The organism is Sporomusa intestinalis, assembly GCF_055383785.1.
This window is the reverse complement of the sequence record NZ_AP042390.1, coordinates 4,989,967-5,010,919: the sequence shown is the minus strand read 5'-3', so window position 1 is coordinate 5,010,919 and position 20,953 is coordinate 4,989,967. Positions and strand designations below refer to the sequence as shown.

Annotated in this window: 19 protein-coding genes; 17 read left to right on the top strand and 2 right to left on the bottom strand. The window is 50.7% G+C overall.

Annotated features, from left to right (window positions below; translation table 11 throughout):
- The first annotated feature begins 1,131 nt into the window (after positions 1–1,131).
- The 7 genes from ACZ481_RS23325 to ACZ481_RS23295 all read left to right on the top strand — a co-directional run bounded on the left by ACZ481_RS23325 (position 1,132) and on the right by ACZ481_RS23295 (position 7,756).
- Positions 1,132–1,305, top strand: coding sequence for a hypothetical protein (locus ACZ481_RS23325; protein ID WP_464767730.1), 174 nt, complete (start codon positions 1,132–1,134; stop codon positions 1,303–1,305).
- Positions 1,283–2,731 (top strand): trimethylamine methyltransferase family protein, encoded by a 1,449-nt coding sequence (locus ACZ481_RS23320; protein ID WP_464767729.1) that lies wholly within the window; start codon positions 1,283–1,285, stop codon positions 2,729–2,731. Before ACZ481_RS23325 ends, ACZ481_RS23320 begins: the two co-directional genes overlap by 23 nt.
- Before the next feature lie 52 nt (positions 2,732–2,783).
- Positions 2,784–3,050 carry a hypothetical protein gene (locus ACZ481_RS23315; protein WP_464767728.1) on the top strand — a complete coding sequence of 89 codons (267 nt, stop codon included), beginning with the start codon at positions 2,784–2,786 and terminating at the stop codon, positions 3,048–3,050.
- A complete protein-coding gene (locus ACZ481_RS23310; protein ID WP_464767727.1) occupies positions 3,051–4,574 on the top strand; it encodes a sodium:solute symporter family protein in 1,524 nt (507 codons plus the stop codon).
- A gap of 27 nt (positions 4,575–4,601) precedes the next feature.
- Positions 4,602–5,243, top strand: a complete 642-nt coding sequence (locus ACZ481_RS23305; protein ID WP_464767726.1) for a corrinoid protein — start codon at positions 4,602–4,604, stop codon at positions 5,241–5,243.
- Positions 5,244–5,282: 39 nt separating this feature from the next.
- Positions 5,283–6,080, top strand: a complete 798-nt coding sequence (locus ACZ481_RS23300; protein WP_464767725.1) for a methyltetrahydrofolate cobalamin methyltransferase — start codon at positions 5,283–5,285, stop codon at positions 6,078–6,080.
- 257 nt (positions 6,081–6,337) lie between these two features.
- Positions 6,338–7,756 carry a hypothetical protein gene (locus ACZ481_RS23295; RefSeq protein ID WP_464767724.1) on the top strand — a complete coding sequence of 473 codons (1,419 nt, stop codon included), beginning with the start codon at positions 6,338–6,340 and terminating at the stop codon, positions 7,754–7,756.
- Between the two features lie 155 nt (positions 7,757–7,911).
- Here the strand turns inward: ACZ481_RS23295 and ACZ481_RS23290 are convergent, their stop codons facing one another.
- Entirely contained in the window at positions 7,912–8,808 is an 897-nt protein-coding gene (locus tag ACZ481_RS23290) for a LysR family transcriptional regulator (RefSeq protein WP_464767723.1), read from the bottom strand.
- Between the two features lie 229 nt (positions 8,809–9,037).
- Between ACZ481_RS23290 and ACZ481_RS23285 the strand changes: the two genes are divergently transcribed.
- The 3 genes from ACZ481_RS23285 to ACZ481_RS23275 all read left to right on the top strand — a co-directional run bounded on the left by ACZ481_RS23285 (position 9,038) and on the right by ACZ481_RS23275 (position 13,160).
- Positions 9,038–10,633, top strand: a complete 1,596-nt coding sequence (locus ACZ481_RS23285; RefSeq protein WP_464767722.1) for a sigma-54 interaction domain-containing protein — start codon at positions 9,038–9,040, stop codon at positions 10,631–10,633.
- A gap of 403 nt (positions 10,634–11,036) precedes the next feature.
- Entirely contained in the window at positions 11,037–11,897 is an 861-nt protein-coding gene (gene yqeB / locus ACZ481_RS23280) for a selenium-dependent molybdenum cofactor biosynthesis protein YqeB (RefSeq protein WP_464767721.1), read from the top strand.
- A gap of 297 nt (positions 11,898–12,194) precedes the next feature.
- Positions 12,195–13,160, top strand: coding sequence for a Bug family tripartite tricarboxylate transporter substrate binding protein (locus ACZ481_RS23275; RefSeq protein WP_464770685.1), 966 nt, complete (start codon positions 12,195–12,197; stop codon positions 13,158–13,160).
- A 126-nt stretch (positions 13,161–13,286) separates the two neighbouring features.
- Here the strand turns inward: ACZ481_RS23275 and ACZ481_RS23270 are convergent, their stop codons facing one another.
- Positions 13,287–13,892 carry a hypothetical protein gene (locus tag ACZ481_RS23270; RefSeq protein WP_464767720.1) on the bottom strand — a complete coding sequence of 202 codons (606 nt, stop codon included), beginning with the start codon at positions 13,890–13,892 and terminating at the stop codon, positions 13,287–13,289.
- 180 nt (positions 13,893–14,072) lie between these two features.
- Between ACZ481_RS23270 and ACZ481_RS23265 the strand changes: the two genes are divergently transcribed.
- From ACZ481_RS23265 to ACZ481_RS23235, 7 genes are all read left to right on the top strand, one after another.
- Positions 14,073–14,912: an SDH family Clp fold serine proteinase gene (locus ACZ481_RS23265; protein WP_464767719.1), complete on the top strand. Its 840-nt coding sequence runs from the start codon at positions 14,073–14,075 to the stop codon at positions 14,910–14,912.
- Positions 14,913–15,160: 248 nt separating this feature from the next.
- Complete coding sequence (gene panC, locus ACZ481_RS23260) at positions 15,161–16,018, top strand: pantoate--beta-alanine ligase (protein WP_464767718.1); 858 nt, start codon at positions 15,161–15,163, stop codon at positions 16,016–16,018.
- Positions 16,019–16,028: 10 nt separating this feature from the next.
- On the top strand, positions 16,029–16,412 hold the full coding sequence (panD, locus tag ACZ481_RS23255; protein ID WP_464767717.1) for an aspartate 1-decarboxylase: 384 nt from the start codon (positions 16,029–16,031) through the stop codon (positions 16,410–16,412).
- A 231-nt stretch (positions 16,413–16,643) separates the two neighbouring features.
- The gene (locus ACZ481_RS23250; RefSeq protein ID WP_464765965.1) at positions 16,644–17,102 is read left to right on the top strand and encodes a helix-turn-helix domain-containing protein; all 459 of its coding nucleotides are present in this window, start codon (positions 16,644–16,646) and stop codon (positions 17,100–17,102) included.
- Positions 17,099–17,773 carry an IS630 family transposase gene (locus tag ACZ481_RS23245; protein ID WP_464770648.1) on the top strand — a complete coding sequence of 225 codons (675 nt, stop codon included), beginning with the start codon at positions 17,099–17,101 and terminating at the stop codon, positions 17,771–17,773. Before ACZ481_RS23250 ends, ACZ481_RS23245 begins: the two co-directional genes overlap by 4 nt.
- A 218-nt stretch (positions 17,774–17,991) precedes the next feature.
- Positions 17,992–19,482, top strand: coding sequence for an amino acid permease (locus tag ACZ481_RS23240; protein ID WP_464767716.1), 1,491 nt, complete (start codon positions 17,992–17,994; stop codon positions 19,480–19,482).
- A gap of 195 nt (positions 19,483–19,677) precedes the next feature.
- A complete protein-coding gene (locus ACZ481_RS23235) occupies positions 19,678–20,883 on the top strand; it encodes a GGDEF domain-containing protein (protein ID WP_464767715.1) in 1,206 nt (401 codons plus the stop codon).
- The last annotated feature ends 70 nt before the right edge of the window (positions 20,884–20,953 follow it).

Sequence of the window (20,953 nt, the reverse complement as noted above, 5' to 3'; positions counted from 1 at the left end):
CTGGCTCCATATCCATATCTGCACAGGCAGCAGGGTAAATAGATTTTTCATCGTTGTTTATTTTGATGGTTTGCCAATTAAATGTACTTGTCACCCGGCAGTTAAACATTCCTTCAGGCATGAAAGTATCTTTTATGCCTGAAGGTACCGCAATGAACTGATTTCACTCAATTGTTGTTGATTGGCGCCGACAGCCTTTTACTATTGAAATGGCGCCTGGGAAGCAGGGGGACGCTCATTTTGCTTCGTCATTTATTTTAATTTTTGCGAAGCAAAATGAACGTCCCCGCGCTTCCGTCCCCGCGCTTCACCTATAGGGCTTGCTTTTTTTTCTAGGCATAATAAGGGCTTTGCGTCTTAGGTTCCTCATTTGTCTCCAGTGTAATGCTTTTGCTTTTCCAGAGGACTCATTTCGGCGCAAAAAGGCTGTAATACAATAGGTTCAATTTAAATTAAACGCCGGCAGGCGCGGCACTTTCAAGAATGCAACATCCTTTCATTCTCGAAAGTACTGCAATTGCCTGATTTTACTCAATTGCTGTTGCTATACCGCCAATATTCTTTCAATATTGAAAAAAATTACTGTTTGTTGAATACGTTCAGGGCAGCTTGCCGGGAGCTGCCTGAATGTATTTTTTTATTGCCTATTCAAAATCGTATTGTACAAACATTGGTGTGCATATAAAATGTCGTTTAAATAAAGGGCATTAGTTTATTTTGTATATCTTAAAAGACAAAATAGTCAAAATAGTTTGCTTCAGGTGTATTATCGAAAAAATTGTGTATTATAGACAAATATATTTATTCGAATTGTATAAGTTTATTTATACAATTCAAAGGTGTAGAAGTATAGTTTGGCAGACAAATTTACCTGGATATACACTCAGCTGACTACAAATAAACGGTGTTTTTGGCATGCCTGTCAAGATAAAAAGACCGGTCTGGTTCGGCTGCTGCCGGGGAAATAACTGGTTGGCACAGATATTGCGTTATATAGTTTTGTCAGGCTTTTATATGACGGCAAACAATTGGAAAAAAGTATCTATTAGTATCAGTTGCTGTCCAGTAAGCAGTGGGGGTATGACAGGGAGGGCGGTTGCAATGAGGTAGCAGCCAATAGTTAAAAAGGCTTTGAGAAAAAAAGCAGGGGGGGTGAGCGCAAGCTATTTTTGGCAGTCTTTTGTTCCGGGATTAGTTATTGTCAGAATTTTTGGCATGATTGATGCAGTATTAAAAAATAAGTCAACATGCTTGACAAAACTTTTAGGAGGTATTAATAAAAATGGCTCAAACGCTTACCGCTAAAATTCTAACTCCAAATGAAATCCAGGTCATGCAAGAGAAAGTCGAAACCCTTTTATCGACTAAAGGCATTAAAATTGACCATCCGCAGGTTATGGCAATCCTGCAAAATGCCGGGGCTGAAGTGGAACCGGCTTCAGGTACTGTAAAGTTTCCTAAAGCTGTAATTGCCAGGGCCCTGCAGAGCATACCAAAACATTTTACCCTGGCCGCTCCGGACCCGCAATATGATTTAACCTTTCCTCTGCCTGCGGGGAAATTCTACACCAGAACCTGCACCGGGGGCATGAACTACCTTACCGAAAACGGCGATTATCACAATATTACGCTGGAGGAGGTAACCGAGTGGATACAACTGGTTAATTCCCTGGAGCATATCTATTTTTGCGCATTGCCCTCCACCTCCGGCAAATCGGTTCCGGGGGAAGCCGTAGACATTCACACGCTCCGGACGGTATTGGAACATAGCAAGAAACATATTTGGGTACAGCCTTACGAAGCGGCCAATGTGAAATACCTGCTTGATTTGGCGGCGGCCCGGGCCGGCGGCAAAGAGCAGTTAAGAAAAAGGCCGATTATCAGTTTTATTACTTGTTCGGTGCCCCCGTTCCAGTACAAATATATGGATATGGAAGCTCTCTACCAAAGCTGCCTGTACGGCGTACCCATCCAGCCGTGCTCCCTGCCGGCGGCCGGGGCCAACGCGCCGGTTACCCCGCAGGGGATAGCGCTGCTGGCTTCCACCGAGGTGATGGCCCAGATTATTGTGGCTCAGCTTATTGCTCCGGGGCTGCCGGTTATTGCCACACCGCTGTTGTTTGCCATGGACATGCTGACAACCTATACCCTCCAATCCCCAATTGAAACAACCCTGGGCCGGATGGTAGCCATACAGTTGTTTGAAGAGGGATACAATATTCCGGCCCATAGTTACGGCAGCGGGACAGACAGCTTTGTCCTGGACGGCCAGTGCATAGCGGAAAGAACTTCCCTTACCCATATGCTGGCCCTGGCCGGCGCCTCGGTTCTGGGCGGTGCCGGCCAGCTGGAGGTGGCAAAAACGATTAGTCCGCTCCAGCTCATTATTGACAATGATATTTTTGCCATGACGGAAAAAATGCTGGGTGGTTTAGAAATTAGTGATGAGCTGCTGGCCTGGCAGGAAATTATGAATTTAACCGGCAAAGAATCTTTTGTTGATATGGATCATACGTTTGACCATTTCCGTGATTCTCTGCGCTTGCCGACCTTTAACCGCGACTCCCGGCCCAACTGGGTAAAGGCCGGCAGCAAGGATATGCTGGCGCGGGCCAAAGACGTTTACCGCACAATTAAGGAAAACTATGAGCCGATCGCTGTCGCCGGCGAAGTGCTGCGGCAGATGGATGAGATTATCAGGCAGGCTGACAGGCAGCTTGTGGGTAAATAAGCGGGGCGATATGGCTGTTCCTTGGCGGCCAGTAGTAAAAGGAGGGACAAGTATGCAAAAACCATATAAAAAGACGGAAAAATGGTGGCTGGGACTCACGGTATTATTCTTCACCCTGTACAATATACCGGGGCTCCCTGCCTACGGAGACGCAAATGCCGCCCTCTGGCACGGCGCACTGACCATTATACCGCTGTGGATTGTTGTGTATGGCGGTATGGCATTGCTAAGCAGGCAACGGCGCCTGAAACGGATTCCCCCTCAATCTGCGGACATTGCCGTCAGCAATGCCGATGCGGGTTCCAGGGAGGGGATGTAAATGTTATCCGCTTCCACAACCTGGGCGTTATATATTATCTACATGGGAGCCCTAATTGCCTTTGGGGTTTATACCTGGTGGAGCGAAAAAAATAAATCAGCCCGGCATTTTTACACGGCCGGCAACACGATCAACTGGTTTGTATTGTGCATGACCTATATTGGCGCTCTTATGAGCACCTGGGTTTTCTTTGCAGGGCCAGGCGGTTATTATCGCGGCGGTTTTGGATATTTTATGTCCGAAATGAGTTATATTCCGCTGTTCCCGGTGCTCACCTATTTTGTAATGAATAAAGTGTGGTTACTGAATACCCAAAGGAACTATACCACGCAGGCCGATATCTTTGTCGACCGTTTCCGGAGTCCGACCCTGCGGCTGGTACTGGCCGTCGTCTTCTTCTGTGTGTCCATGCCTTATGCTGCGGCTATTTATATTGCCTGCGGCAAAGCGGCCGCCATTGCCACCCAGGGCGCGATCTCCGAGACCAGTGCCGTCGTCTTTGTCGGTGTGACGGCGCTCTTGTTCATTCCGTTTGGTGGTGTAAAATCAGTAGCCTGGGCGGCTACGGTGCAGGCCTGGATCTTCATGCTGGCTTTATGGTCAATCGGCATCAGCGCTATTGCTTACGGTTTTGGCGGCAATGTCTTTGATGCCGTCGCCAGTGTCTGGCAAAACACCAATTCCTGGTTTTCTTATCCCGGGCCGGAACAATGGGTGCCATACTCGGCCCGCTTCGGTTATCCCATTGCCTGCGCCATTGGCTGGACGATTATGCTGCCTGACGTTTTCATCCGGGCCGGATACTTTGGCAAGAGCATGGAAGGCCAGCACCGGCTGATGTTTTTCCAACCGTTTTTGCAGACTGTTGTATGGACTGGAACCATGTTTATCGGGTTTGCGGCCATCGCCATGGTGCCGGGCTTGAAGGGCGGCGACACCGAACTGGTTATTCCCATGCTAATCACTAAAATTATTTCGCCCCAGGCCGCCAGCTTTGCCGCCGTGCTTATGGCCGTATTTATCTGGGGCACGCTGGCCAAGGGGCTGTCGGCGGCGACCTCGCACCTGCTGGTTGCCGGCTCCATCATCTCGGAGGACATTCTTAACCGGTTGCTAAAACTTCAAGTCAGCCCCAATGTTCATATCACACTGGCCCGGCTGGCTGTTGTCGCCTTAGGCCTGGCGGCCCTGTGGCTGGCACTGAACCCCCCTGATTTGATGTGGACCTTGATTATGTTTGCGATTGCCCTGGTCATGCCGATGTTTCCGGTACTGGTTGCCGCCCTTTACTGGCGGCGGGCCACCGCACCGGCCGCCCTGCTTGCTTCTGTCGGCGGTGTTATCGGTGTAATTCTTACCTATCAGTATGGCCTGGGCGACAGCTGGTACGGAGTATTCGGGATGCTGGCTTCGGCCGTGCTGATGGTGGTAGTTAGCTATATGACAAAAGAGACCGACAAAGAAGTGCTTGATGAATTTTACGGTGCTTTGGCAAGAGCCGAAACGATCTACTATGAAGACTAACTATATTTTTTCAGGAGGAATGCAACAATGAGTGAATTCAATAAATTAGCGGAAGCTGTATTCAAAGGAGACATAAAAGGCGTTACAACCATTACGCAGGGCTTAGTTGACAGTGGTGCCAATGCCGACGAAATTATTAATAAGGGTTTGCTTGGCGGTATGGATATCGTGGCGCCCAAATTTAAGGCCGGAGAAATGTTTGTGCCTGAGGTTCTGCGGGCAGCGAAGGCACTGGGCAACGGGATGGCATTGCTTAAACCTTTACTGGGAGCTGATAATGCCGGCACGAGGCAGACCACCACTTTTATCATCGGCACAGTGGCCGGCGATCTGCATGATATTGGCAAGAATTTAGTGACCCTGATTTTGGAAAGTTCCTCCTTTAAAGTAATTGATCTGGGCGTGGATGTCTCGCCGCAGAGATTTGTCGAAGCCATAAAAGAGCATGAACCGCAGTTTATCGGCTTATCGGCCCTGCTGACCACAACTATGATGGCCATGAGAGATACCATCAACGCCATCAGTGCAGCGGGACTCAGGGACAAAGTCAAGATATTAGTCGGCGGCGCCCCCATTTCCCAGGAATTTGCCGATGAAATCAGCGCTGATGCGTATTGCGCCGATGCCATCGCCGCCAAGGAAATTGCCGTGCAGATGACGGTTGGCTAAGGACAGGCGGTACAATTCATTACCACAAGGAGGGACACCATGATCATTATCGGTGAGCTGATCAATACCAGCCGCAAGGAAATCAGTGAGGCTGTTGACAAGAGGGACGCCGGGTGCATCCAGCGGGTGGCGCTGGCCCAGATGGAAGCAGGCGCTACCTATTTGGACGTAAACTGCGGCAATAAAGTCCATAACGAGATGGAAATCATGGCATGGCTGGTCAACACCATTCAGGCAGCCGTGGCAGCGCCGCTCTGCATTGACAGTCCAAATCCACGGGCGCTGGAAACCGGCCTGGCTCTTGCCAAGTACGGTCAGCCGATGATTAACTCCATTACCGATGAACAAGAACGGTTTGCTGAAGTTCTGCCCCTGGTGCTTGCCTATAAAGCCAAAATTGTGGCTCTGTGCATGGACGATACCGGGATGCCCAATTCGGCCGCAGACCGGCTGCGGGTAGTAAACAGTCTTTATGCCAAGCTTACGGCTGCTGGTGTTCCCGCCGGCGACATTCATTTTGATCCCCTGGTAAAACCAATCAGCGTAGTCAGCGGGGCGGGCACAGAGGTGTTAGAGACGATTAAGCTGATTAAAAAACAATACCCGCAGGTGCATTTTGCCTGCGGTCTGAGCAATATATCCTTTGGCTTGCCGGCCCGTAAAATATTGAACCGGTTATTTGTGGTGCAAACAATGGCTCTGGGAATGGATGGCTATATCTTGAATCCGACCGACACGGGCATGATGGGGGTTATTTATGCGGCCAGAGCCTTGCTGGACCAGGATGAGTATTGCGGGGACTACTTAGCAGCCTATCGCGACGGTTTGCTTGCCTAGGCGGTGCACCCTCCGGCTCCTGGCAACAGCCGGGGGCTAGTCTTAGGCATAGTCTGGTTACACCCCGAAAACAGCCTGCAGCCCTGGCGGCTAAACGGCCGCCAGGGAAGGGCTGATTTGTTGGCCGCCAATTGAGAAGCCGCGACAGGTGCGGCGGTATAGGCGGGGCGGCAGTGCCCGGGCCGGAGTCAGTGTCAAGGCTTAAGGTGTGTTGGTGGCGGCGCATTGCGGGCTGGTGCGGACAGGAGGAGTAATATATGGATACGTTGTGTGATGCGGTGGAGAAAAAGGGATATACCCTCGGCCGTCTGACACTGGGGGAGTGCATTGAGCTGGCGAATGAGCTGAAGGTGCGGGTCAGTGACATCGTTATCGAAGAAGCCATGGCAACCAATAAAATGAGCCGGGAAGAAGTGGGCTCTGCCGTTATGGCCGCCTTCAGCCACAACCTGTATGCCATGGAAATCGGCCTGACTTCCGGCAAAAGTTTGCTGATGGGAACCGTGGGGCAGGACCTGGCAGATCAGGAGGTATGTTTAATTGACGACCAGTTTGTCAATAAGGCCTTGAAGTATACCCTGAGCGCCCAGGTCGGCAATCATGTGGTGGGGCTAAGGCCCTGTGCCGGCACCGGTGACGCCGCCTGTACGTATACCGGCCTGGTAAAAACGCTGCTGGATTCACTGGCGGATAAACAGGAGATAGCCAGGCTGGCTGCCCTGATCGTAAAAATTGGCTGCATTTTCCGGGCCGGCAAATCGTCCACCGGGTGTAATATGGAGGGCTTTGGTGCCGGTGCGGCCGCCACGGCGGCGGTGATTGCCGAGATGCTGGATGCCACTCCCAGCCAGGTGGGGCAGGCGGTTACGCTGGTCTTGTCACCGACCATTGCCAATCCGTGTACGCCGCGGGTTATGGTTTCCGGTCTGGGCGCCGCGCATTTAGGCGGCGGCATCTTGATCGGCCACTTGGCGGCCAATCTGGTAGTCAAGACAACCATCCCGGTCAGCGTGCCGCCTGATGTCATGATTGCGCTGGCGGCCGCGGCTCAGCCGTTGTCGGCCAGGAAGGTTGCGCCCATCGTCAGCCGTTATCTGGAACCGTTCTTCCAAACCAATGAGGCTGTGGAACAATATATTAGTCCGGCCATAAAAGCGCGCGATACCGAACGTTTCCACACTACGCTTGCCCAGGCCCGGGCGGAGGCCCGCATGCTGGTCGATCAGGCCGGTTCCATCATCAGGCCTTTTGGTGACGCGGTTGTGGGCGGCAGCAGCCAGGCTGTGGGATCACCGGCAGGTATAGCGAGAATTGCCCATGCACTGGTGCAAGGCGAAATTACCGGCGTGAAAATCGAGTTGTATCCGGAACTGTTTGCCAGGCGGGGGATAAATATTCCCGGCATCCTAATGGCGGCGGTACATGGTGCGGCCACCGACAATGCCGGGTTATACCGGGACATTATGGACCAGGTGCTTAATTCCGGCCTGAAGATAGAAATTGTGGAAAGCTGTGCACCGCAAGTACAGCGGGTTACTATTTATGCAACAGGCAAAACTGCAATGATTGCTGCGTTACACAGAGGCGGCGGGTGCCTGGTTATCAAAGAGGCCATGCCGTCGGTGGCGGCAGCACAGGCGGCCGCCCGCCAACTGAATATTGATGTTGGCGATTAGGCGGCGATTTTTGCAGGACGGCCTAAGGCGCTAACAGGAAACTGGATTTGGCACCTATATTTGCTTGTCCTGACCGAAAGGTTAACTTTCCCTGGATAAGGGCAGCAGCGGCATCCGCTTTCGCCACAGGCCCGGCGCAAGCCGTATTTTCTTTATTAAAAGTCCAGTAAGTTGTGTTTGGTTAACCAGGCTTTAATAGCATCAATAAACTTTTTGGCCGCAGGAGAACTATTTTTTAGCGACAGGGCGGCTATACCGATTGTCCGGGCGGGCGATTGTTCCAGGCAGACAGTATGAACAGTGTCTGCTGACCGTAACAGGGTCATTTCCGGCAGAATACTGATGCCCAGGCCGTTGTTGACCATGGTGATAATAGCACGGGCTTCTGTTACTTCATATTGTATCTTCAGTTTCACGTTATGCTCGCTTACAAGCCGTTTTATTTCATCATAGCTGCCCCAGTTGGTGGCAATAAACGGCTCCTCTTTCATATCGGCAAAGGTAATTATGTTTTGCTGCCGCAGCCGGTGCTGGGCCGGGAGAATGCACAGCAGCCTGTCTTTTTTTAAAGGAATGATTTCATATAGTTTCATGGTGGGCAGCGAAACAAAGCCGAAATCAACGGCCCCATTTTTTATCCATTCCTCAATTTCATCATAATTGCCGTCCAATAATTCGATGGTTATGGCCGGATAACAGTGGTGGAACTGGGTGATGATTTCGGGCAGCCATTGCATAGACACACTGGTAAATGTCCCAATCCGCACGGTGCCGGCAGTCAGGCCGGCAATGTCGGCAATTTCCTGCTTCAGCCGTTCGTTGTAATGCAGAATTTGCCGGATATGGGGCAACACCTGGGTGCCATTGCTGGTCAGGCTGACACCGGAGCGATCCCTGGTCAGTAAGGGAAACCCGAATTCGCCTTCCAGACTGGCCAGGGCATGACTGACACCGGATTGTGATAAATTCAGCAATTCGGCCGCTTTTGCCATACTGCCTGAGGCGACAATCGCGCTGAAAACCTCGTATTTCCAAATTGTCAAATCAATCACTTCCCTTTTCCCGCATTACATGATTTTTTTGCAACCATTTCATTATAAAAATTCACTTTTTTAACATAAAGTTTACACTTATACTATAGGGTAAGCAACTGGTTTAGTTCATTGCAGCCAAATATATAACGGTGAATTCGGCATCATTCCCCTCCAGGCCGCATTTGCGGGTGGATTGTACTGACTGGGCATACATTTGCAGGACAAGAACAGTATGGCGGGTGAAATTATGGGTAATAACAAACTGTTGTCTCAACTGTGTCTGGCTTTGCCTTTTATTGCCCGTATTACAGGCGACTTTGCTACTGTTACCGATCAACTGGGACGAAGGCTGAAAAGTGTTGATTCACAGGGGCGGGAGATGCGGCAGTATCAGGGCGGGGTAGACGAAATTGCCAGACAGGCCGGGGAGCGGCAAATGCCGGTAGTGGGCCCTTCCCCGTTTGTGGCGGAAGCGGAAGCCTGGGCTCTGCCGATTGGTGAGTATGTACTTTGCTGCAGCAATGTCGAGCGGGTGGAACGGGACGCGAAACTGCGGGAAGCACTGTCGAAAGCGCTGCCGATGATTGCCCGGGTAGCCGGTGGTGATGCCGTATTGTTTGATCACAGCGGCCGGCGGCTGGAGACTGCTGATTACACCGGCAAGAGAAGTGAGAGGCTCATCGGCAAAGTCAGTCAGGCCGCTTATGAAGCCATGCAGACGCAAAAGCCGGTCATCGGTGAATCTATCACTATGCAGGGGGTAACGGCGGTGCGGATTCCCCTCACGGAGAAGTACGGGCTGGGATTCAATAATGAAATGATGGTATCGCAAAAACAGAAATTGCTGGAAGAGGTCAAGAAATTTCAGTATGCCAGATACAATCTGTCTGATATTATCGGCGAAAGCGAAGCTGTGAAAAAATGCAAAACCATCGTAAATTATGTCGCCCAGGGGATTTCCTCCGTGTTGATTTATGGAGCCACCGGAACCGGCAAAGAATTGTTTGCCCAGGCAATACATAACCTCAGCGACCGGCGCAATCACCCCTTTATCGCCATTAATTGCGGCGCTCTGCCGTCAACTTTGATTGAAGCAAATTTATTTGGCTATGCGGACGGCTCTTTTACCGGCGCTAAAAAGCACGGCAATATCGGCGTTTTTGAGGCGGCCGATAGGGGAACCGTTTTTCTGGATGAAATCAGCGAGATGGACTGGGATTTACAGGCCAAGCTGCTCAGGGTGATTCAGGAACGGGAAGTTACCCGCATCGGCAGTACCAAACCCATTCCTGTCAACGTCCGCATTATTTCCTCCACCAACAAGAACCTATCCCGGTTAATAGAAGAAAAGCGTTTTCGCGAGGATCTGTACTACCGGATTAATGTCGTTGAGCTCCGCGTTCCGTCGCTGAAAGAACGGGCCGGGGATATCCCCCTGTTAACGAGGTACTTTATTGGCAAATACAATCCGGTCTTAGGTAAAAACATTAGCCGGGTAGCACAGGCCGTCTATGATATTTTTGAAAATTACCCGTGGTCAGGCAACATTCGGGAATTGCAAAATTGCATTGAAAGTGCCCTGAATATGGTGCAGGCCGAAGAAGATACGCTGGAGGTTCATCATCTGCCGGCGAAGTTTTATCCGGCGTTAATGAACCGCAATGAAACTAAAGGCAGTGATGAGGAAAATCTGGCAGCCGTTTTGCGGGAAGCGGAGAAGCAGGCTATTTTGCGCGTGCTGCAGCAGGAACGGAATATCCGCTGTCGTGCGGCCCAGCGGCTTGGCATCAGCAATACCACCTTATGGCGAAAAATGCGGGAAAACAATATTATTGCCACTTAGCCTGCAATCCCTCGCCTGCCGGCCCGCGCTGCGGGCAGTCTGGGACAATTTATTCGCCTGTAGCGAGCAAAAATCAGCGTTCCTGCGCTTCACGCAGGAGTAATGCAATTTTGAAAAACTATTGCATAAATGAAATAGGATAAAGCCGGCCTGATAAGATGTTGCCATTAGTATATTTCAAATTTGAAATAAGTCTTTTGCATGGCTAGGGGAAATACGGCTAAATTAATACCGGAATTGCTGGTTTTCCAGCTGGTTTCGACTTTTTCCGGCGACTAGGGGACAGTGGCATGATACTTGCAATACATTGTTTATTATTGCCATCTAAAGTGAAAGCCCCTTGTTCGCCGGCCCGTGATGGCCGGGGTAATCCGGGTGCAAATGGCCAAGAGGAGGCGTGACCTTGACGCTTATTGCCAAAATACCTGCCTGCCGGCTTGTTGTTATCCACGGTGCCGGCGACATTGCCACAGGCATAGCCTGTCGCTTATTTCGCAGTGGTTTTTCCATCGCCATGACTGAACTCGCCCAGCCGACAGCAGTACGCCGTACGGTCGCCTTTGCCCAGGCTGTTTACGATGGCCGGGCGGAAGTAGAAGGTATTACGGCTGTCAGGGCTGGTTTAGCTGAAGCCGCGGCAACGATACGGCGGCGGCAGATTCCTGTACTGGTTGACCCGGACAGGAGTTGTATTGCTGCTCTTGCTCCCGGGGTCGTAGTTGATGCCATTATCGCCAAAAAAAATACCGGCACATTACTAAGCCATGCGCCGGTCGTCATTGGCGTCGGCCCTGGCTTTATCCCCGGCCGGGATGTTCACGCTGTTATCGAAACCATGCGCGGCCACGATTTGGGCCGGGTGCTGACCGACCGTCCCGCCCTGCCGAATACCGGGATTCCCGGCAATATAGGCGGTTATTCGGCCGAGCGTGTTCTGCGGGCCGGTGCCAATGGTATTTTTCAAAGCGCGCAGGCAATTGGCGAGCACGTAAGCGCCGGCGATATTGTCGGTTATATTAACGGACAGCCTGTATTCGCCCCCATCGCCGGTACTCTCCGCGGTTTGCTTCACGATGGCCTGCCGGTATTCTCCCGTATGAAAATCGGGGATATTGATCCCCGTTGTTGCCGGGAACATTGTTTCACCATTTCCGATAAGGCTCTGGCCATCGCCGGGGGTGTGATGGAAGCAATCCTGTGGCTGGAACAGGGAATAACCCGGTTTGCCAGCTGCCAAAACTGGCTAAAAAAATATTCCGTTTAAAATAGATCCCCCCTTACTGCCGCAGACGGCTATGGTAAGGGGGGAAGTAGGGGCAGGCTGGGCTGTTTGCCGGAATATGGTTTTATATAAAGTATGATAAATGATAGTAAACTGTTGTTTAATTACGACAGTTTTTTTATTTTATGCTTTAAATGACAATTTATGACATGGAAATTACCATATAATTTATTTATGGTTCGTCTAAATCAATAATTACTTTGGAAAATAGGGGGACGTGCAGTGCGGAGAAGAGTGAGTGTATTATTAGCCATATCACTTTTGGTTGTTTCTATTATAATAGGGGGTTGCAGCGAAACTGAACATGTAGCAATACCTGCGAAAAATCAAAAATATCCTGAGAAGCCTATTACTGTAATTGTTCCATTCAGTGTCGGCGGAGGGTTGGATATGACAGCACGTTCCCTGGAAAAAGTGTCTCTCCAACATTTAGGACAGCCTTTGGTTGTCATAAATAAGCCCGGCGGTGCGGGTGTTATTGGATGGAATGAATTGGCTGGAGCAAGCTGGGATGGTTACACTCTTGGCATAGCTAGTATTGATATGCTATTGCTTTCCTTATATGAATCGACAACGTATAATTATCCGACGGCGTTAACGCCTATTGCGCAAATAGCATCACTGCCAATCGTATTAGTAGCTAGAACTGATCAGCCTTGGAAAACACTGGACGAGTTGATAATATATGCCCGCCAACATCCTGGAGCCATAAAGCTGGGTCATGGTGGTACTGGCTCATTTGCCCATGTCCTTGGGGAAATGTTCAGTTATGAGGCAGGTATCAAAATTAATCATGTTCCCTTTTCCGGTGGCGGTGAAATGACTGCTGCCTTATTAGGGGGACACGTTCAACTTATTTTTATTAACCCCGTTTCTATTAAAGAGCATGTAAAAAATGGCACAGTAAGAGTCCTTGCCGTATCCAGTGACCATCGCATCCCCGATCCGGTGTTTGAACAGATACCGACATTTCAAGAGCAAGGCTTTGATATTACGTTAAACAACTGGCATGGCATTGCTGCGCCAAAAGAAATACCAGCCGCGGTTAAAAACAAGCTGGCAGAAAGGTTTAAGCTCATCATTGCTGATCCAGAATTTAAGAAAAATATGGATAATATAGGTATGCCTGTCGAATATTTAGGTCCCGAAGAATCACAAGCCAAGTGGATTGCCGAAAGTCAGAAACTGAAAAAAACACTGCAAGAAAGCGGTCTATTAGAGCAGATTAAAGCCCAGAAAAAATAATAATCTAGCAATGCGGGGAATGGCAGGTGCAGATCAGCGTACTACCAGATAGTTTTCTTGGACAGCAAAGTAGATAAGGCAACACGGCTGCACCTTCGCCAAAGGCCCGGTGCAGCCGTGTTTTCTTTATCTCGCCAGTGTGCCTACAATCCGCCAGTCATTGTTATTGGTTCTTTCCAGAACCATATTAAATATTTGGCCTGTGTCGCTTTTAATTACTTCAACGATGGCTCTGTTGCTTGTCCGGGACAGCAGGGTGAATGAATCTGTATAGCGGTTGAACCCATAGCGCGTGGCCGCGCTTTTTACAACATCGACCGGATTGCTGACAGCATAGGCATAGTCGGAACGGTAATAGCTGGCACTATTGCGGGAATCACCGCGATAATAAATCTTTCCATCCTGATACCAGGCCTGGTTTTCATTAGGGCCTGGCCAGCTGTGCCTGTGCTCATGCCAGCCGCGGCCCGGCGGCCCGTTGCGGTCTTTATGCCGGTTTTTTTCAGCATACACTTTTTTCACGGTTGTTTTTACATTCTTATCCTGCGTTGAATAGGTTGCGGCCGGGGCCGATGAGGGACTTTCAGCGGCAAAGGCTTGGGCAACCGGGATACCTGGCAGGGCGGCGGCGCCGGTCATAATGGCGGCACCGGCCAGAGCGGCGGCGTAGCGTTTATATTTACGACGAAAATGATGGCTCAATTGCTTACGTTTGGCTGCTTTTCGTTCCAATTTAAATCCCTCCTTATTTATTGTTAGTGTCTCATATTTTCGGGATCTAAATTCCTGGTATATGCAAGCAACAAATTTAGCAGTAAAAAACTGCCTTAATCGCCACCGTTTGCTGTTGCAGGAAAAATGGCAGCCAAAGTCTAATATATCTAGCAACATGTCGTAAAAAGAGGTGATTGGATGAATTTTGGCTTTACTGATATAATCTGGATTGTTTTATTGTCGTTTACCGTGTTGCCGATGCTGCAGCAACGCAGTATTGCCGTGCGGCGGCTAACCCTGCTGCGAAAAATTGAAGAGAAGCGGCACTCCCGCGTTATCAGCCTGATTCACCGGCAGGAGGCAATCAGCCTTCTCGGTATCCCGATCAGCCGGTATATTAATGTGGAGGATTCTGAGCATATTCTGCGGGCCATTCGGCTGACCCCGGCTGATATGCCAATTGATTTAATACTGCATACCCCTGGCGGCTTGGTGCTCGCTTCTGAGCAAATTGCCAGAGCCCTGCAGCAGCACCGGGCGAGGGTTACCGTTTTTGTACCCCATTATGCGATGTCCGGCGGCACGATGATATCCCTGGCGGCCGATGAAATTGTTCTCGATCCCAATGCCGTTTTAGGCCCGGTGGACCCGCAGCTGGGACAGTATCCGGCGGCCTCGATTCTAAAGGTCGTCCAGCAAAAGAACATTGACCGCATTGACGACAATACCCTGATTCTGGCCGATATGGCGGCAAAAGCCGTCAGGCAGGTACAGGAGTTTGTCGAAACCCTGCTGCTCGACAAGATGCCGGCCGACAAAGCCCGGGAGTTGGCGAAGATGCTGGCCGAAGGGCGCTGGACCCATGATTACCCGATTACTTGTGAAAAATTGCGGGAGATGGAATTGCCTTCTGTTTGCGATGAAATGCCGTTGGAGGTATATGAACTTATGGAATTATATCCGCAGCCGGCTCAGCAGCGTCCCTCGGTTCAATATATCCCCCTGCCCTATGATAATGGAAAAAAACAGGCAGGCTAAGAATTTTATTGCCACCGCCCGATTTTTATAGTAACATGAATACAATCCGGCCGTTACGATGGATGATACCCCCGGGGTCATACTGTCGAAGGCTGTTACTAACGGTAAATAAAGCATTTTCCGTACCGCTTGGATCCTTATGGACTTAGACGGGTGAGCTTCAACAGGTGGAGTAGGCCTTCTTGTCTGTATATCTTTATGCGGGCAGGAAGGTTTTTTATTTACCCATTATGATAGGAGAGTGGAATATGGCTACCATTGTTGAAACCGTTGCGGCCATGCGGGTTTTGGCTGCTGACGCCAGACGGGCGGGGAAAAGTATTGGTTTTGTCCCTACCATGGGGGCCCTTCATGCCGGGCACCTGGCCCTGATGCAGCAAGCCAGAAAGACCTGTGATATTGTAGTTGTCAGTATTTTTGTCAATCCCACCCAATTTGGACCGAATGAGGATTTTGCGGCTTACCCGCGCACCTGGGCCGAAGATTTGGCGGTCTGCCGTTCAGCCGGTGTGGACGCGGTATTTCACCCGGCGGCGCGGGAGTTGTATCCGGACGGATGGGGGACCTGGGTGGAAGTAACCGGTGTAACCGACAAGCTGTGCGGGCGGTCGCGGCCTACGCATTTTCGCGGGGTGGCCACAGTCGTCATGAAACTATTCAACATAGTGCAGCCGGACCGGGCTTTTTTTGGGCAAAAGGATGCGCAGCAGGTCATTGTCCTCAAAAAGATGGTGCGTGATCTGAATATGGCCCCGGAGATCGTCATGGTGCCCATTGTCCGGGAAGAGGACGGTCTGGCCAAAAGCTCGCGCAATGTGTATTTAAGCAGGGAGCAGCGTCAGGCCGCCCTGGTGCTTAGTCAGGGCTTACATAAGGCGCGGGAGATGGCTGCAGCCGGCGAGCAGGATCCGGCGGCGCTCAAAGAAGCCGTCCGGCAGCATATCCAGTCGGCGCCCCAGGCTGAAGTGGACTATGTGGAGCTGTACTCTTTTCCTGCCCTGGAGGAGATAACTGTCCTGCATGAGGATGTTTTGCTTGCCGTTGCCGTCAGGTTTGGCGCGACCCGGCTGATTGACAATATTATTCTGAGCCCCAGCCATACTTAGGAGGAAGCCGATGTTTATAACGATGATGAAATCGAAGATTCACCGGGCTACTGTAACGGAAGCAAATCTAAACTATATGGGCAGTATTACCATTGATGCGGCTTTGCTGCGGGCAGCCCATATTTTGCCTGGGGAAAAGGTGCAGATTGTTAACAATAACAATGGAGCGAGGCTGGAGACCTACACGATCACCGGCAAGGAAAACTCAGGCATCATCTGCCTGAATGGCGCGGCGGCCAGACTGGTGCAGCCTGGTGACACGGTTATTATTATTACGTATGCGCTGATGAGTGAACAGGAGGCCAGCCAAATAAAACCGGTTGTGGTCATGGTGGATGAGCGCAATCGCGTTGTCGACGCCAAAGCCTGCGAACTGCACGGTCAGGTCAGCTAGTGTCTTGACCACATTATCTTTTTAGTTTGATGACGGCCAAAATGGCCAATGGCGGCGTCAGCCCCTCCTAGCAGACCCCTTCCAGTATGCGTCGTCGGTGCTTCCTTGCCCTTGGCCATTTTGTCTCGCCCTAAAACTAAAATATAACATGGCCAAGACACTAGTATATAGACACAATTAGATATTAGCATTAAACTATACCTTAGAGAGAAAAAAGATAGAGGTATAGAAATGAACAAGAAATATGTTGTACGGTTAAGCGAAAAAGAGAAAAAATTAGTCAACGAAATACTAAATAGTAAAAAGACAGCAGCAGGATATAAGAAACGAGCCAATGTACTGCTGCTGTTAGATGAAAGCGTAGGTAAGCCCGCTACCCAAGCGGAAATAGCTGCGCGATGCGGGGTGAGTGATGTAACGGTGTACCACACGGTTCGGGATTATTGCCAACATGGCATAGAATATGCCCTCCAGTATAAGAAGTCGCAAACTCCCCCAAGGGCCGCCATAGTGACGGGCGAAAAAGAAGCACGGATCATAGCGCTTGCCTGCGGAGAACCACCGAAAGGCTATTCACGCTGGACAGTCCGCTTGCTGACAGAAAAGATTATTGAGCTTTCCATAGTCCCTACAGCCAGCCGGGAAACCGTGAGACGGACGTTAAAAAAACTGAACTTAAGCCTCACCTGAAAAAGCAGTGGTGCATTCCACCCCAGTACAACGGTGAGTTTGTTGCGCGCATGGAAGATATTTTAGAGGTATATGCCTTGCCCTACGATGAGGAAATTCCGTTGATTTGCATGGATGAACAACCGTATCAGCTGTTGGGAGAAAAACGCAAACCGCTTTCCATGAGTCCTGGAAAAGCCCACAAAGAAGATTATGAATATACGCGAGAGGGCACCTGCTGCCTATTCATATTCACCGAACCGCTGGGGGGATGGCGACAGGTTCAGGCAACCCAACGCCGGACAAAAAAAGATTGGGCATTGCAAATTCAAGAACTTTTGGAAGTTCATTATCCTCAGGCAAAACGTATTCGTTTGGTCATGGATAACCTAAATACCCACTCGCTTTCTTCTCTTTATGAAACCTTCCCGCCAGAGGTTGCGTTAAAGCTGGCCAAGCGGCTTGAAATACATTACACTCCAAAGCATGGAAGCTGGCTCAATATTGCAGAAATAGAACTTAGTGCCATGACAAAACAGTGCTTGAATCGGAGAATTTCTGATATGGGGCAATTGCAGCTACAAATCGGAGCTTGGCAAAGCCGGCGCAACGCTTCTGCAAAGAATGTTTCATGGCACTTTACAACGGATAATGCGAGAGATAAACTGAAATGGTTGTATCCTAAATTCTAATTGTGTCAATGTACTAGTAGCGATTTTGGTTGTGAGCAACCGGACTAATTGGTACTGCCGCTTAGGCCTCAGACTAAAATATTATGTATAGTACCGGCAGAGCCTGTTTCAGGCTCTTTTTTTTGCCTGATTAATAAGTAAGCCATACTCCACTCATAACATACCTGTTCTGCGCAGATACTTGATATATACGCTACAGGTTGTTAAGGAGGGGTATTTTGAAGAACCACGGAGAAGGTCTGACGGCCTGGCAGCTAACCATGCTGGCATTGGGAACAGTGATTGGCGGCTCGTTTTTTCTCGGCTCTGCCGTTGCCATCCGGGCTGCAGGCCCTGCCATTATTATCGCTTATCTGGCCGGCGGCGCGCTGGTATATGCGATTTTATACGCCTTGTCGGAAATGACGGTTGCCGATCCGGCTCCAGGGTCGTTCCGCACATTTGCCGAACAAGCCTACGGGCCGGCGGCCGGGTTTGTTGTCGGCTGGGTATACTGGACCGGGTTGGTGCTGGCAATGTCCAGTGAGGCCATTGCCGTATCGGAATTACTGCGGGGCTGGCTGCCGGGCCTGGCCCTGCCGCTGCTGGGCGCGGCTATTATTGTTATTGTCACCGTGCTCAACCTGTTTGGGGCCGAGCGGTTGAGCAAACTGGAAAGCGGTCTGGCCGCGATCAAGCTGATTGCCATTGTTGGTTTTGTGATTCTGGGCCTGGCAATTGTCAGCGGACTCATGCCGGGTCTGCGGGCGGCAGGCACCGGCACCGTGGCCGCTCAGCCCCTGCTGCCCGGGGGGATAGCCGGTTTGGCCGGCAGTATGCTGATTGTAATGTTCTCTTATGCCGGCTTTGAGGTGATCGGGCTGGCGGCCTCGGAAACCGCTGAACCGGGGAGAACCGTGCCCCGGGCTATTACCTATACGGTTTTTGGCTTAACCGGGTTGTATGTGGCCGCCATTGCCGCGTTATTGCTGCTGGTGCCGACAGCCGTTTTGACGCCGGCGCAAAGCCCGCTGGTCACGGCCCTGACAAGCTGGAATTTTGCCTGGGCAGGCAATATCATTAATATTGTGCTGGTAACAGCTATTCTCTCCACCATGCTGGCGGCCATGTTCGGCCTGGGGCGGATGCTGCGGTCCCTGGCGGATGAGGGCCACGCCCCGGCCTGGCTGCAGGATCAAGGCGATATACCCTATAAGGGGATCGGTTTTTCCGGCTTCTCGATGCTGGCAGCGCTGGGAATCGGCTTATTGCTGCCAGCCCAGGTTTACCTTTTTCTGGTCAGCTCCGGGGGTTTTTCTTTGCTATTCTCTTATTTGGTGATTCTGCTAACCCATTATAAGCTGCGCAAGCGGCAGGGATGCCCGCCGGAGGGCAGGTGCCAGCTGCCGGGCTTTCCGGCCACTTCGTTAATCGCCCTGGCGAGTATAGTGCTGATTATTGTCAGTATGCCGTCCATTCCCGGGCAGGGGGCCGGTCTGTTTGCCGGCCTGGGTTTTGTGGCGCTGTTTTCCGTAATCTTTTTGGTGGCGCACAGAGGCGGGAACAGCAAAGCCGCCGCAATTTCGCCGGCTAAGACCGGCGCAGGCAAGCGGAAGCTGCAAACCCTGGCGGCGCAGTTTGAGACCGCGGAGGAACTTACCGGTGAGACGGGGACCGCCCCGGAGCCGGCGGCTTGCCGCCGTCAGGGCCCAAAAAAAGACAATAAATAAACCTGATACAACAAAGCTGCGCCGACAAAGGCCGCGCAGCTTTGTTTTTTTTTTGCCGGACACGGGTGAGGGCCAAGACCTGCCCCAGGGGCCGGGGAGATGTAAGTAATGACAATAGATGTCGTAATTTGCTATAATAACGTATAAGATTTTTGTTTTTAATCAATGTATATAGAAGGGGATTTCGCAAAATTAATGGCAAAAAAACTACTATCAATTATTATGACCATACCTTTCGGGCTGTTGATTGCTGCCGGTGTCGTTTATGCCGCATTAGCAACAGAGTATGAATTATTCAATATGATCAGCAATAGCGCCTATGCGATTTATGCCGTTGCTTTATTGTTAAGCTGGTGGTTTAACCGCAGCCGGGTCTTTTTTATTACGACAGTAATTGCCCTGACCCAATACGCTCTCAGCGATTTGGCGGCGGCTGCCGCGGGGCTGCCTGATTTTCCGGCCGTAATTTATCCGGTTGTCTGCTTGCTGCTGCCTGTTAATATAGTTATTTTTTCCCTGCTAAAAGAACGCGGTATTTTCAATACCTGGGGCTGTGGGCGCTTTAGCATTATTGGCTTTCAGTTATTCTATATTTCGCTGGCAGCCGTCTCCCATGATCAGATATTTTTCGGTTTCTTTAATAGCCTGGCGGCGGCTGAAGCCGCCGCTGCCGCCACAGCCCTGCCGCCGGCGGCAGGACTGGCCTACGGCGTGGCTTGCATAATCAGTGTTGGCAGGCAGCTAAAGAGCCGTACCCATATCGATACCGCCATTTTGCCTGTATTGGCAGCAACACTGCTTGCCTTGCGCCTCTACCCCCAGCCGCTGGCCATTCCCGTCTTTTTTGGGGCCGCAGTCATGATGCTCATCATCGCGGTGATTCAGGATTCGTACTCCATGGCTTACCTTGATGAACTGACCGGCTTGCCTGCCAGGCGGGCCCTCAAGGAGGAACTGATGAAATTGCGGGGCGAGTATACTATTGCTATGGTGGACATAGATTTTTTTAAGAAGTTTAATGATACTTACGGCCATGATACCGGCGATGATGTCTTGCGTCTGGTCGCTTCCGTATTAAAGAAGGTGACCGGCGGCAAGGCTTTCCGCTATGGCGGCGAAGAGTTTACCATCGTATTTCCGCACACGAAAGCGGCCGATGCCGTGCCTTTCCTGGAGGAGTTGCGCCTGGCCGTGGAGAAAACTCCCTATACCTATCAGGGTAAGAAAGAGAACAAGGCCAAAACCAAAAAAAAATCATCAGGCAAAAAGCTGTTTGTAACAGTCAGTATTGGGGTCGCCGAACGCAGCGAGAAGAATACACAAACACAGCAAGTGATAAAAGCGGCCGATACCGCTCTCTACCGGGCGAAAAAAAAGGGCCGGAACTGTGTGAGCAAGTAGGGGAGGCCCGGGGCTGTGTAGAACAAATAAGATAATAAGATCATTGTTGTAGCAGACTCAGGAGAACCGT